The sequence below is a fragment of the Arthrobacter sp. FW306-1B-G06A genome (genome assembly GCF_058781765.1).
Window position 1 is genome coordinate 174,411 of sequence record NZ_JBYSXB010000003.1, and the last position, 13,895, is coordinate 188,305.

Sequence of the window (13,895 nt, forward strand, 5' to 3'; positions counted from 1 at the left end):
GTGGCCTGGGCGAGAGCTCGTAGCCTGCTGGCGAGATGGACCAAGTCGTGCGCGTCGGCTTGCTGGATGGTCTTAAGGCGGCCGATCTCTGTTTGGAGGCTTTTGATGGTTGCGCGTTGGTCAGCGTTCTCGGCTTCGAGGTGGTCGACGACGGTGGACTGGGAGCGGAGATGGGCATGAAGGAGATCCTGGGTCTGCTTGCTGGCGGCGAGATCGGCGGTGAGTCTGGTTCCTAGGTTTCCAAGATGAGCTTCAGGTTCGATGACCCTGTCCTGGGCAGCAGCGAAGGGCAGCGCTGGACTCGCTCCGGCAGTCCGGTTCCGCCGTCGACGATCTCGCTTTCTGTTGGCACACCGGGCTGAGCAGAACCGCTGCGACGTGCGCGACGGCTCGAATGTCTCCTTACATTCCTCGCAATTCTTCCCACTCACGATCGTTCATCAAGGTGGACCCGATCGACAACATGACTTCGCCGTGAGCCAACGCTCACGGCGACGGCCTTTGGTGCCAGAGGTGTGGCACTGTTCGCTGAGCTTGCGCGCGGAAGAGGGTGCGCTGACGGATCAGCAGTGAGCGATATCGCCGGGCTGAACCGACGCTCGGGCCGTTGGCGGCCACCTCGGACGAACTGTCCCGCACCGCGCAGTTGGGCGCACCACCGCAACACGGCAAACCGCTCGCTCTGCCGTCGATTGCGGGAACCGCCATGTTGTTCATGGCTCGAATCGGGGATCCAGGCCATCACGACGGAGCATGCCCGGCAGGATGAACTGGCACGCAGCCAGGGAGAGACCCGGAAGGCGGCCGCCGAACACGAGAAGGCCATGGGGCTGCTCGCAGCGTCCCGCGCCGAAGATCTCCGCGCCCAGGCCGCGACACTGGCCCCGGGAATGGAACGCCACCAGGTGCCTGTCGGGTTTCTGGCCAACCCCGACCTGGCACAGGCACTCCAGACCGCATACACAGCAAGACCCCCACGGCACTGGAAGCAGCGGACGCCACCGTACAGGAACGGATGTTCCTCATCGGCAAGGACGCGTCAAAGGACCGACCTTGACCAACTGCGGAAGGTAACCACCGCAAACGTCAACGGCGCCGACAACTCCCACTTCAAGGATTCCGCGTTCGTGAAAGCCGCCAAGGACATGCACGACGCCAGATTCCTGGCCGGCGTCCGTGGAACAGCGGTACGAACGTGCCGAGGAGGAACTCTTCGCCTGGATGGAGGGCGTCGGCCGCGAGATCGAGAACCGTGTCACCGGCAACAACAGCGGCCGGCTGAAGGGCCAGGGCCTGAAAGCGGAGAGCACCTCGGCCGCCGGGTACGGCTCGGCCGAACACGCGAGAAATTCGCCGAGTCCCTGGCCACCACCGGCGCGAATGAACCCAGATCCGCGGACGCCTCGCCGCGGCCCGCAGCGAAGGGACACCCCCAGCGCAACCGTGACCATGGGCAAGGGCGCCGCCAAAGCCAGGAAGTCCCGCCCAGGAACAGCCGTAGGTCCGAGAGGGGTAAGAACGGCCTGAGCCGCTACACAACCTAGCCACACAAATGAGGGGAGCAGCTCAGCACGGAGCAGCGCATCGGGTTCAAAGGAAACTTCGGACACGGGAACAGGCGGCCCCGCCGCAACGGTGCCCGGCCGTCATGTCTCCGACGGCCACGCCGAAAGCGCACCGGGAATCGCGACAACGGTCAGCGGACCGGACTTGGCGGCCCGACCGGCCGCCGGGCTGAGGAAACCATCCCTGCGCACACGGCGGAACAGTGCCGTGCGCTGGTTTGATGGAGGTGGCCCACACCCTGCTCCGCAGGAACGGTGTCGAAGACACCGAGACAGTGTTCGCGCGGCTGGAGAAGGCCGGCTACCCGGTGAAGGCCGACACCGACGACGATCCTGCTTCGTCTGGTGGGAGGCGACGACCCTCGGAAACGCCTTGGCCATGGCCAGCTTCGGGAAACTCCATCACCCGATCAACGGCGGACCGTCTCGTCGTCGGCCTGCTGGAACGGGCCGGGCTACACAACGCGGATCCCGGGATGCCGTTGTTCGTGGAACGGCTCAGGATCTTCGGAAGCTACTTCGACCCGACCGTCGACCCGCTCGGGGACGTCACGTTTACTGTCCTTCGGCATGCGCACCCGGGACCACCAAAAGATCAGCGCCTTCGTGCGGGCCAGCGGCTGGATGACCTTCGATTCGTTCATGGGAGCTCTTCTGGCCGCAGAAGGAACTCATCCAAAAGCTCAGAAACCGTTCGGCAGCCATCAACATCACAACGGAAAACATCAACAACATCACCAACAACTCGTGCGTCGTCTCCATCAAGGATGACTCAGACGCGGTTCCGCCACCCGCGGAAGCGGCAGCGGAACAGCCGTCGACGCGGTCCGACGGCATCCTGCCGATGTAACCGTTCGTTGGCCCTGACAAACCCCCGGCCGGAAGCCGAACTCCAACAGGCACCCGGGTTTGGCCACCAAGCAGCGTTCACAAGCCGGCCGGGAGCAGGTCGGCCTCGCCGGATGAGAATTTCCGCTGATCACCCGATGACGCGCAACGATTGGCATTCACGAAAATGGAAAGATCTCCTCACGTTGTTGGCGTCTCTTATCCAGATCACGAGCCCGTCATCGGTTCTGGACTCGATTGTCCCGACCCAGTCCCGCATGCCGAGCCCTCGAAGCGACACGACATCACCGGGGCTAAGACCTGCCCAGAACACCAGGGGATGCTTCTCTGTCTCTTTGTTACGCTGCTCCTCCAGGAGCGGGCCGCCTTGATCCGGCTCTGCCAAGGATTGTCCTTTCGGCGGGTGCAATATCTACAGTGCGATTGATTAAGCGGGATGACCGGAACGCTCAGGCCTGCTCTGATTCAGAGCAAATCGAACTTGGGTGAGGCCGAATGGGACCTCGGAGCCGTCCGGTACATGCTGATTCCCGGTGCGGTGGCCGGTCGATATGGCGGGCAGAAAAATGTTGATGGGTCGTGCCGTGGACCAAGGCTATTATGGCCTACGCTCCCTTAATCAGAACGCCGTTGCCAGGTTCAACTGATTCCGAGTGACGGCTCCGGTGCAACCGACCGCTAAAACGCCCGCCTGTCAGTCAACGGAATCGACGACCTGGAATGACAATTACGTCGGTTCCGGGCATTTGCTCCACCAGCCGGCGGGAATCTATTCCTTCCTGTGCCAGCCACAGAATGCATCCGTCGTTTGTTACGGCTTCTACTCTGCCACGGTCGATGAACCTTCCGTTTTCATAAACTTCGACGTTCAATCCTTCGAGTGGTGCCCAATCTGCAGGTTGCCACGTCTTGAAAGCCTCAGGTGTCTCGGTGGCTGTTTGGACCTGTCCGTCACCCGGTCCTGTTACCACCTTGTTTCTCCCTCATGAACACAAACGGCATCATAAAAACAAACGGCGCTCCGTGGTTGAGGGCGACGGTCAAACGACCCCGGATGCCAGAATATCTGGCTACCAGAATGGCTTCGGCCACCACGAGGTCTTTCCGCGACATGCCAGAACTCTCGAAGAGGACCGGCCGACCTGAGGCAATCGGTGTGCCTCGCAGGACCTGCGTCGTTGGGATCCGTTGCCGGCTCGACCTCCACGTCCTCGATCGCGCGGACCAGCCGCTCCACAACCGTCCGGCCCGGGAGCGGAGCGTCCGCCTCAATGACTATCCGTAATTTCTGCATGGCCATCATTCATTCCTCCGGCCCTGTATAGCTTTGAGGCAGTCCATGGCACAGATCGGTCACGGTGCGTAGTTGGTCTTCGGCCGAAGACGTCACTCGCAAATCGAAGCCGTCAGCAATATGGAGGAGCCGCCGTTCGCCGATATGGTCAACGATCCAGATGATGCTGCCGTCCCAATTGCGATCGTCGACCACCCCGGAGTGCCGGGGTCTCCAAGCGTGCACCAACTCAATTTGGTCTCCCTTGCATAATGAAGCCCAGCGCCGTATTTGAATTTTTCGCAGGCTATGCTCATTCATGATTGGACCCCCAGGGCCACGGACATCCGCGATGATCCTTTCAGTGGAGTACTAGTAATCGAGCGGGGTCCGACTCTTGGGCGGGAGCTCCCTAGCTACGCTCATGACGGTCCAAAAGGTGGCACGCGTATTAAGAAGGAGGGTCACTCAACCAACAGGACCGCCGCGCGGTCTCGTCAGAAAGCAGAGCGTGCCCGTATTCCGAGTTCGGCCCGTTAGGGGAAACTCCCGACTGGAGCCCTGGCTATTTCTGAAGGACAGCATCGGGCGGCGCCGCGTCGCTAACAACGGACATGTCGGCGTATCGTGCACCAGCTGCTGCATTCAAGGGGAACAAGTCGTCGATGCGTGCAATTTCGGCATCTGTCAATTCAACATCCAGGGCCCCCACATTTTCGGCCACAAAAGCGGGTTGATCGGCGCCCGGAATCGGGACAACAAAATCACCTTGCTTCTGCAGCCAAGCAAGAGCGAGCTGCGCTGCGGTGCACCCCTTGCGTGTGGCTATCTCAGTGATGTGTTTGACGAGTTCAAGATTCCTGGCAAAGTTTTCGCCTTGGAACCGGGGTGACCGACGTCGGGGATCGTCCTCAGCCAAATCCTCGAAGGTTTGGAGCTGACCGGTCAGGAATCCTCGTCCGAGCGGTGCGTACGGCATGACTCCGACGTTGAGTTCTCTCGCGGTCTGCAGCACCTCGTACTCAAGATCTCGGGTCCACAGGGACCATTCGCTCTCGAGAGCTGTAATGGGGTGCACCGCCGCGGCTTTTCGAAGAGAATCTGCCGATACGGCTGACAAGCCGAGGTAACGCACCTTGCCTTCTTCAACCAACTCGGCCATGGCACCGATGACCTCCTCCACCTGGACGAGCGGGTCGAGGCGATGACAGATGTAGAGGTCAATATGTTCGACGCCGAGGCGTAGGAGCGAGTCGGAGCAGGCTTTTCGGATGTATTCGCGGTCTCCACGGATCGTGCGACCGTTCGTTACTTCTGCAGGGTCAAGGAACCCGAATTTGCTAGTCAAGACCACTTGATCGCGGCGCGTCCGAATCGCCCTGCCGACGAACCTCTCGTTTGCTCCGAAGCCAGCATACGGTTCGGTCCTTTCCCTATGGCTACCGTACTCGTCGGCGGTATCGAAGAGCGTGACACCGAGGTCAAAGGCCGTGTTGACCGTCGCAAGCGCGGTCTTTTCGTCAAATGGCCTTCCATAGCTGCCCGTCAGGTTCTGGCATCCCAGTCCTTGAGCACTAACTTTCAAACCAAGGGGACCCAGTAGCGTCGTTCTGATCATTGTCCTCTAATCCCGAAATTTCTATGCAGCCCTTTAGCCAATATGGTTCTTGTTCGCCGCGTACCCTGCGCCTAATCGGGCCGGGTACCTTCGATGGCACCGGGAAAGTCTGCATGTAGATACTTGCCCGCGAAAATGCACGCGAGGCTCAGCCCATGAATCCTGTCAATTAGGTTGAGCTACTTTCCGTAGAAACCATATGCGCTGTTCAGTCGCATCCTCCAAGACCAAGTTCGTGTTGATTCATTCCTCTCTGCTATGTCTCGGTCAGGCGGTAGGAATTCTATTGGCTCGACGTTCGACCCTCAGCTGATACCAAGTCAGTCTCAGCGAGCCCAACTTTCGGTATTGGACCCAACTTGGAGCAGCACCTAGCGTGATTAGAAATAGACGTGGCACGGCCTCGAGACGTGGAAGGTCTCGAGAGGATGCTGAAAGGGCTGGTGGAAAATGCGAATCGAAGTTGACCAGGAGAAATGCGTGGCAGGCGGCCAATGTGTTGTGGCTGCGGCGAGGGTGTTTGATCAGCGAGATGAGGACGGCGTCGTCGTGCTCCTAGACGCTGAGCCGCCTGCTGAACTGTATGAGCAGGTGCGCAGGGCAGCGATACTCTGCCCTGCAGCCGCGATCCGAGTCGAAGAGTGACCGTGGGGCTCGGCCGCGTTGTCGTCGTCGGGGCGTCAGTGGGTGGCCTAACGGCCGTTGAGACACTTCGTCGCCAAGGTTTCGAAGGCTCAATCAGCTTGATCGGCGACGAACCCTATCCCCCATATGATCGCCCACCGCTCTCGAAGCAGCTGCTCATGGGGACGCTGGGCGCCGATCAGCTGACTTTCCGAGACGCGGTTGCGCTCGATCATCTCGATGTTGACATGCGCCTCGGCACCCGCGCGGTCGCACTTGACATGAACGAACGCAGCGTCATGCTGCAGTCCGGTGAGCACCTCGCCTATGACGGACTCATCATCGCGACTGGCGTCTCAGCACGCCGTCTACCCTTTGGACACGAACTCGCCGGGGTGCATGTTCTGCGTACTGTCGATGACGCACTCGCCCTGCGAGCGGACCTGCGGCCGGGCAGACGCCTCGTCGTAATAGGCGCTGGCTTCCTCGGCTGCGAGGTCGCAGCCTCGGCCCGGCAGATCGGGCTGCATGTCTCCATTGTGGATCCGCTGCCCGCTCCGCTTGTACGGCAACTTGGGGGGGATATAGGAGGGCAGGTGGCGGCGCTGCACCGCCAACACGGAGTCGAAATTCACTGCGGTGTCGGTGTCGGTCGCTTGCACGGCGACGGCGATGGCGCGGTGACGGGAGTGGAGCTCTCATCGGGCCTTTCCCTCCCGGCCGACGTCGTACTCGTTGCCATCGGTTCATCACCAGCGACGGACTGGCTCGCCAGCAGTGGCCTTAGCCTTGACAATGGCATCGTGTGTGACTCTACATGCCGTGCCCGGCCTGGAGTCTACGCAGCCGGCGACGTCGCGCGCTGGTGGCACCCCTCGCTGGGCGCCTATGTCCGCGTGGAGCACCGCCTGAATGCCACTGAGCAAGCGATCGCGGCCGCTACTAATCTGCTCGGCGCAGACATACCGTTCGTCCCAATTCCTTATTTCTGGACCGACCAATACGATACAAAGATTCAAGCCTACGGCACTTTCTCTTCGGATTGTCATGTCTCAGTCGTCCGTGGTGACTATCACGAAGGGCGCTTCATTGCCCACTACATCCGCAACGACCGTATCTCCGGTGTCTTGGGGTGGAACATGCCTAAAGAACTGCGAGCCGAACGTGCACTGGTCGGACAGCCGATAGCCGCGCTATCCCAGCATGGTGCGGCCGCAGCTCTCTAGATCTGACAGGTGCTAAACGAGATCCGTCCTGATCAAGATCGATTGGCTAGGCGTAGCGGATTCTATTCCGAATCAACTTTTGAGAAGCATCGACGGCTCGGTCAGCTTGAATGATCGAGCGAGGTGTGTGAGGAAAAAGAGAGCGAAATGACTACAGATATATTCGAATTTAACGGTCTTGCGTATCCAGATGCTCGGGCTTCTGATCCGCGCGCGCTAGGTTGGATGGAGGGCTTCCCGCCTCCGGTGGACAAGCAGGTCACCTTCGCGAGCGACCAGTTTTTCGATTTCCCCCGACTCCGCTGGAGCTTTTCGCATATGCGCGAACTGGTACCGACCGCGGCGGTCTGGCGCGGCGACTCGACTCGGGTGTCATTGGGCACCCCGTCGGCGGCCGATGCCGCGGCAATCGAAGCGCTCACCTTCATGGACCTAGACGGTCGCCCCCACGGCTGGGAGGACGCGCTGTACGACACCTACACTGACGGGATTCTGGTCCTGCATCGCGGCCGAGTAGTCTACGAACGCTATTTCGGTGTGCTAACCCCTGAGCGGCCCCACGCCGGCTTTTCGATCACTAAGTCATATGTAGGGCCGCTTGCGGCTTCACTGGTCCATGAAGGGGCACTCGACTACAGTAGGACGGTCTCGCATTACCTCCCGGAGCTGCGTGGTACAGCGTGGGAGGGCGTCACGCTCGGCCACGTGATGGACATGAAGACCGGCCTGGCGTACTCCGAAGATTATGACGATCCGGCCTCCGATGTCTGGGACTATGCCCGCTCAGGGGGACTGCTTCCAAAGCCGCGCGATTACGAAGGTGCGCACTCTCTGTGTGAATACCTCCAAACCGTGCAAAAATCGGCGCCGCACGGCGGAGCGTATGCGTACCAGACGGTCAACACCGAAGTCATGGCCTGGGTCATGGCACGGGTCACCGGTCGGTCTTTTGCAGAACAGTTGAGCGAACGCATCTGGGCCCCTCTCGGCTGCGAAGAAGATGGCTCTCTGATCATCGATCAGGCCGGTATGCCGATGGCGGGTATCGGATTGAGCGCGACCGTGCGGGACCTCGCCCGGTTCGGGGAGTTGATGCGGCGTGAAGGGGATTGGAACGGCAAGCAGTTGATTCCAGCTGCGGTGGTTCAGGAGATTCAGCGTGGTGGCAACCCCGCTGACCTCGCGCCAGTGGTCCCCAGAGTTTCGCGCGGCTCTTCGTACCGAAACATGTGGTATGTGACTCACAATGACTTGGGCGCATTCATGGCCGGTGGGATTCATGGCCAGCGGCTCTACGTTGCGCCAGAAGCGGAAATGGTCGTGGTTCGCCTCTCTTCCCACCCTAATGTCCTAGCCAACGCGCTTGACCCAATCACATCGCCGATGCTTTCTGCGCTCGGACAAATGCTACGAAATTAGGGCCACCTCAGCCGTTTCTATAGAAGCAAGGGACGAGGTCTCCTATGCTTGAGCCTATTTCCTTGCCGGATTTTGAATTTCGCGAGTGGGTGTTCCGCCAACAAGATACCAAAGACTACATCGTCCTCGGGCATTGGAACGATTTTGGAATGAGAATTAGAAAGAATAGGGGCATGAAGAGTGAGTAACACCTTCAAACAAGAGGGAGCGTTAGTTGGGGTCGGACAGCTGCCAGATTTTACTGTGACGGAGGCCTCGACCGCTCTGATGATCATCGACATGCAGTATCTTTTTGCACATCGAGATTATGGGATGGGGGCGAAAGGAAAGGAGCTAGGTAACGGGTCCTTGACGCCGGACGTAGAGAATTACTTTCACCGTCTGGAAACAACTGTAATTCCCAACATCGCGCGCCTGCTCGAGCGGTGTAGATCGGCTGATCTTCCTGTGGTCCATGTGCGGATTCGTCCAAAGGCGACAGATGGTTCGGACTCCGCCTGGCGTCTCAAGCATCTGAACTCTATTGCCGCTTTCGAAGATATTGAAAGTCAGTTTCTTCCCGAACTTTCGCCACAAAAAGGCGAGCTTGTAGTCGATAAGACGACCTCTGGCGTATTCAATTCGACGAATGTTGACTCCATCCTGAAGGATTTGGGCATAGATACGCTTATCATTGTAGGAGTTACCACAAACGGTTGTGTCGAAACAAGTACCCGCGGAGCTGGCGACCTAGGGTACCGAGTCTTACTTGTCGAGGACGGGTGTGCGGCCACTAACAAAAAATGGCACGATTCAGCTATGGTGCACTTAGATAGGAATTTCGCTTTAGTTCGTAGTTGCAACGATGTCTTGGCCCAGATTCAGCCTGCTACAGTACGCCCCCCGATTGATACCCCTACAGTAGGAGCCTGACGACAGGAAGTCCAGCCGGTTCGGGGATTGTCAGAAGGGGGTGCCAACGTCATTATCTGATCGGAAGAATAGACGATGACGGCCCTTCACAGTTCGTGGTGAATGTTCTGCCGTGATGGATGTTCATGCCGTTGTCGCACCCGTGACGATGAGGACTTCGAATTCTTTCCACGATCGACAGGAACGTGCGCCAGAGCCGGTTCGTCTCCGGCTACGAGGCTTGTTCGACCAGATTCTGAAGGCGGTCTTTCGCCGCGATCGCGTCTGCAAGGACCCCGGTGGCGAGCAGCGCCCGACACTTCCCATTCCAGCAACCGTCCGTCTCGGGACCGACAATCTCGGCGGTCTCCGTTTTGGTCGCGCGTGAGCACGCCGCCGGGCATTGGTATCAAGCGGCCACCGAGAACTGTTGCTGTCGCTGCGATGAACTAGGCCTGCTGCTCGGCGCGCTCCATCAGGCCCGCGAGTCCATCCCGAGAGCGAGGGCGCCGTAGGTCTTGCCGTGTACGATCTCGAAACGGTTGTTGGAGGCACCGTCCTGGCGCGCTGCGACGACATGCACCCCCGCATCAAGCGCGACGGCCGTCAGCGCGGCTTGAAGCCGAGGTGCTGACCAGTCGCGAGTGCCTCTGCGCCGATGGATTGGTCGGCGGCGAGATTTATGCTCATAAGCGCTCCTCGTGAGGTGGTTGGCCGTGGGGAACGCACGGTGTCAATCGTGGGGATATTGGCGTGTAATCGGGTTCGGACGCATTCTGCTGATTGACGACCACGGCCATGCGTCGCAGGGAGACTTCCACCTCTTCCTCTGTGATGATGCCGTGGAGGGGCCAGTTGGAGCTGTGCGGGGAACTGATGCGGCAGGTGGCACGGGCCTCCATCAGGGGCGTGACGTGGAGCGGCGCGATCCGCTGAGCTCGGGCCTGCCAACATCGACGTCGACCAGGTGGTAATGGATCGCATGGAGGGTCGCTGCGATACGCGAAGGAACCTTAGCGCAGTTGGCGCCAGAAGCGGATTGCCTGGGCGGGCATGTCCCCCAGGCTATCCGGAGCCTCCCACATCCCTTTGCCGATCTGGGCACGTCCGCGGAACCCGCACTCCAGTCCGATATCAACGATCCAAACTGAGCTGCGCATGTCTGCCTTGCGCACCATGGGCCTGGCTAACATCGAAGGATGGATCTCGTCTCCAGTGTGGTCCAGGAACCGCGTGTTGATGAAGACTAGGCGATCCCGCGCCTCCAAGCTGCACGCCTTGAGGTTCACCGGTGTGCGGCGAACCTCGCCCATGATCCCGATCTTCAGAGTGAGCGGATCGAGGCCCAGAACTGACTCTGTGCCCGCGAGGAGGGGCGCAGGCGACGGCTACTTTGCGTTGTGTCCTCGGTTTCACGATGTTCACGGAGCCGGTCCGCGAGCTGTGACGAGCGTGCGGTCTTCGCAGGTCGTGCACGGCGCCTAGGCGGCGAATAAAGGGTCTAGGATCTCCTCAGGCGCCGGGTCGCTGGCCTCGTTGAGCACCACCATCGCTGGTCATGAGGTGCCAAACCTGGCGGATGAGCAGCAGCAGGCGTCCGGGCGTTGGTCAGCTCGGAACCATCGGGGGCGGTATAAGAGCGGTCGGAGTTCATTCCTCGGTGATAGGTGCGACCGCCACTGGTGACCTCCGCCGTCAGGAGGCCGTGCATCAGCTGCAACCAATTGCGGTAGCCGGCTACCCTATCCTCGGCATCGACGGCTGCCACAGAGTCATCGAGGTCTATGATCGTCGTGACTGCGGATTCCAGCGCGATTTCCTTCACCCTGGCAGTGTCCGCCCGAACCAACTTGGTCGGCCCGGTTGATCTGGATCTCTACGTGCAGCCCGTGGCGCACGAGCAGCACGGGCTGGGGCTCTGTGGCGCCCAAAGTAGCCTAGCGAGCTAGGTGGGATCAGCGAGCCCCGTCGCGCCGTCGGCGGTCTCACCGACGAGTGCCCCGTCCTGGATCCGGTGAGCAGAGACCTCTGCTTGGGGGCGTTAGCGAGGGGGATGTGCTAGTCGAGGAACTGCCGTCCGCGAGCAACGACAGCGGCTCCGCGGACAAAGTCGTAGCCGGACGTGCGGTGGCGTCCCTCCGCATCATCAATGACGTCGGAGCCGTACATTGCGTCGTACACCGAGCCCCACCGAGCGTTGGGCGCGCTGGCGGCGAAGCGGGCGTTCAGCTGCGGAACGACAAGCTGGGGGCCGGAGACATTCGCGAGCTCACGATCGACCCCGTCGGTCTTGAGCGTGAAGTCCCCGGGCTCCTCGACAAGGTAGCCGATCGAGCGAGGGATGGCCTCATGGGCTTCTGGGTTTATGTGACCCGTGCCGGGCGGACGGTGAGGTCGAGGACGACTTGCCCCTCGTGGGTGCTGGCCCCGGCTGTTAGGCCGGTGCCAGCACCCACGGGGACGATGGGAATCCCTTCTGCGTGAGCGAGCTGAGGTATCCGCTGCTCCGACTTCTGCAATCCTGCAGCACCCCAGGCTATGAGGTACTCTTCCAAATTCGACCTCGTCAGCGAACAGTGCCTTCTCGACTGCGCTTCGAACCTACTTCAATTGTTCGAGCTAAGCTCGGCCTTCGCACCAGTCCCAGCGACAATAGGAGATCAGCTTGCTCTTGGCCGGAACAAGTCCGCCGCTGCCCGCGGCGGTAGGTCACGAGCAGCTCGTGTCAGCACGTCGGCGAGGACATGTAGGTCGGGCTGATGCTCAAGGTTCCACACATATTGCAGAAGTTGATCGGCAATCTCCGGAGCGACCAAGGAGCGAACCTTCGCTTCAATCTCGGCGTCACCCCAGCGCGTCTCATCTTGCCAAGGGTCTCCGCTCGCAAGTTCCCCCTCGATACGGACAGTCGAACTGGATGTCTTGATCACCACGGCACTGGGCACGAAACGCAAAGTCCCATCGCCTGTTTCTTCCATCCGCTTGGCGACTTCCCAGGAACGCGGATGTTCGATGACACGTGTAGCCTTCCGCAGCCGGCGCACATGCGGCATGTCCTCCGAGGCGTCCGAAAGCCATTCTGGCCCCACAGGCACACCGGTAAGCATCATCGCCATGACGTGGGCGAAGCTGACCTGCCGGCTGAAGAAATCCAACGGCCCCTGGTTGAGGAATTGGGGGATCATCGCACAGGGATTCGTCTCAACGACCACCTCTTCAATGTCGGCGGGGTCGATCCAGTGCTGCGTCTGCCACTGCCGCAAGGCCGTCATCGGATAGTGCAGCCAGCGGCATGCTGGCCACTGCTTGTACATGATATTGCGGATCAGCCAGCGCTCACCGAGCCCGCCGACCACCGCATCCATGTCCGGCTTGGGAACGCCCGCCATGCGAAATAGGCCGCGATCGCCGTCCATAATCCCGGGAATCCCTGTTGATCCCTCGGCGGCAGAGGTGGCGCCGAAAACGCCAGCGACCGTGCACCACCCGGTGTCGATGTACTTAGTGTTCGGCAGATCGGCGAGCTCTGCCATCTTTCCACCGCTCGGCACCGGTGTAGCGGCGCCCGCCAACCCATATGCCTGGTCGGTCAGATGGGCATCCAGCCCTAAAATCTTGGCGGCGGCGCCGACCGCAGCAAATGTCACGGGGGTTGAGATGCCCCACACATCCGGGCGTCCGATGATCTTGCCATCTGCCACCTTCATCGTGTAGCCAGGTGCCTCTGCGACCCGGGCGCCGAGTTCGTATCCTGCGATAACGGAGAGGAGGAATTCCGCGCCGGAGGCATGCCGGGCCTCCGCAAGGGAGAGTGCTGAAGGAAAGGCGCCGCAACCGAAATGAGCGCCGGCTGGGTATGCCTCCTCGAAATCCATGGAGTTGCCCAGACGAGAGTTGGCGTAGGCCGCAGCGAGCACACTGGCCTTTTCCTCGGCTCCAGCGATCGATGCCTCCCCTCCTGTCCCGAACGATCGGCTCAGGTTGACGGCAAGTGGCCCGACCTCGGTGCGTGCGGCCGCTACAGTGCAGGCCATCATGTCTAAGACAAACCGCTTGGCCTCTTGTAGTACGTCGGACGGTACGTCGTCAAGCTTAAGCCCACTGAAATACTCAGCGAGGGCCCGGGTGGGGGAGTCGAGCGCCTCACGAGGCGAAGGGCGGCGCAGATCGTTCATTCTTTGTCTCCGTTGTTATCTATACTCATGTTATTCGTGATGTCATCGCGTACCGTTTGATGCCAGCGGAGCGCTTTGGGCGCAAGATAGCGCTGCGTCGCATAAACCTAGTGCGGCGGAGACAGTAGCGATCCGGGACGGCGTACGTCATGAAAGCTCCATCGGCCGGCGCCCACTTGGACTCTGGGTGTCGATGACGTGGGTGCGGGTGGTGTCGATGCGGAGTGTCACGGGTGTTCCTTCGTCGATGTGGTC

At 60.4% G+C, this 13,895-nt stretch carries 13 protein-coding genes; 6 read left to right on the forward strand and 7 right to left on the reverse strand.

From position 1 onward, the window contains the following. Positions 1-47: 47 nt before the first annotated feature. Complete coding sequence (locus tag AC3WJM_RS02755) at positions 48-236, forward strand: hypothetical protein (protein ID WP_492271148.1); 189 nt, start codon at positions 48-50, stop codon at positions 234-236. A gap of 477 nt (positions 237-713) precedes the next feature. Here AC3WJM_RS02755 and AC3WJM_RS02760 read toward each other — a convergent pair whose 3' ends face one another. Continuing rightward, positions 714-902: a hypothetical protein gene (locus tag AC3WJM_RS02760; protein WP_492271149.1), complete on the reverse strand. Its 189-nt coding sequence runs from the start codon at positions 900-902 to the stop codon at positions 714-716. 274 nt (positions 903-1,176) lie between these two features. On the opposite strand from AC3WJM_RS02760, the gene AC3WJM_RS02765 reads away from it, so the two are divergent. After that, positions 1,177-1,527, forward strand: coding sequence for a hypothetical protein (locus AC3WJM_RS02765; RefSeq protein ID WP_492271150.1), 351 nt, complete (start codon positions 1,177-1,179; stop codon positions 1,525-1,527). Between the two features lie 493 nt (positions 1,528-2,020). Here the strand turns inward: AC3WJM_RS02765 and AC3WJM_RS02770 are convergent, their stop codons facing one another. The 3 genes from AC3WJM_RS02770 to AC3WJM_RS02780 all read right to left on the reverse strand — a co-directional run bounded on the left by AC3WJM_RS02770 (position 2,021) and on the right by AC3WJM_RS02780 (position 5,305). Beyond that, complete coding sequence (locus AC3WJM_RS02770; RefSeq protein ID WP_492271151.1) at positions 2,021-2,209, reverse strand: hypothetical protein; 189 nt, start codon at positions 2,207-2,209, stop codon at positions 2,021-2,023. 1,508 nt (positions 2,210-3,717) lie between these two features. After that, positions 3,718-4,008: a hypothetical protein gene (locus AC3WJM_RS02775; protein WP_492271152.1), complete on the reverse strand. Its 291-nt coding sequence runs from the start codon at positions 4,006-4,008 to the stop codon at positions 3,718-3,720. A 244-nt stretch (positions 4,009-4,252) separates the two neighbouring features. Beyond that, positions 4,253-5,305 (reverse strand): aldo/keto reductase, encoded by a 1,053-nt coding sequence (locus tag AC3WJM_RS02780; protein WP_492271153.1) that lies wholly within the window; start codon positions 5,303-5,305, stop codon positions 4,253-4,255. Positions 5,306-5,755: 450 nt separating this feature from the next. On the opposite strand from AC3WJM_RS02780, the gene AC3WJM_RS02785 reads away from it, so the two are divergent. The 4 genes from AC3WJM_RS02785 (at position 5,756) to AC3WJM_RS02800 (ending at position 9,486) form a co-directional block, all read left to right on the forward strand. Beyond that, positions 5,756-5,950: a ferredoxin gene (locus AC3WJM_RS02785; protein WP_492271154.1), complete on the forward strand. Its 195-nt coding sequence runs from the start codon at positions 5,756-5,758 to the stop codon at positions 5,948-5,950. 2 nt (positions 5,951-5,952) lie between these two features. After that, entirely contained in the window at positions 5,953-7,155 is a 1,203-nt protein-coding gene (locus tag AC3WJM_RS02790) for an NAD(P)/FAD-dependent oxidoreductase (protein ID WP_492271155.1), read from the forward strand. Positions 7,156-7,302: 147 nt separating this feature from the next. Next, on the forward strand, positions 7,303-8,574 hold the full coding sequence (locus AC3WJM_RS02795; protein WP_492271156.1) for a serine hydrolase domain-containing protein: 1,272 nt from the start codon (positions 7,303-7,305) through the stop codon (positions 8,572-8,574). Between the two features lie 180 nt (positions 8,575-8,754). After that, positions 8,755-9,486, forward strand: a complete 732-nt coding sequence (locus AC3WJM_RS02800; RefSeq protein WP_492271157.1) for a cysteine hydrolase family protein — start codon at positions 8,755-8,757, stop codon at positions 9,484-9,486. 665 nt (positions 9,487-10,151) lie between these two features. Here the strand turns inward: AC3WJM_RS02800 and AC3WJM_RS02805 are convergent. From AC3WJM_RS02805 to AC3WJM_RS02815, 3 genes are all read right to left on the reverse strand, one after another. Then, complete coding sequence (locus AC3WJM_RS02805; protein WP_492271158.1) at positions 10,152-10,367, reverse strand: hypothetical protein; 216 nt, start codon at positions 10,365-10,367, stop codon at positions 10,152-10,154. A 111-nt stretch (positions 10,368-10,478) separates the two neighbouring features. Then, positions 10,479-10,778, reverse strand: coding sequence for a hypothetical protein (locus AC3WJM_RS02810; RefSeq protein WP_492271159.1), 300 nt, complete (start codon positions 10,776-10,778; stop codon positions 10,479-10,481). Between the two features lie 1,347 nt (positions 10,779-12,125). Continuing rightward, positions 12,126-13,640, reverse strand: coding sequence for an MmgE/PrpD family protein (locus tag AC3WJM_RS02815; RefSeq protein WP_492271160.1), 1,515 nt, complete (start codon positions 13,638-13,640; stop codon positions 12,126-12,128). Positions 13,641-13,895 lie beyond the last annotated feature (255 nt).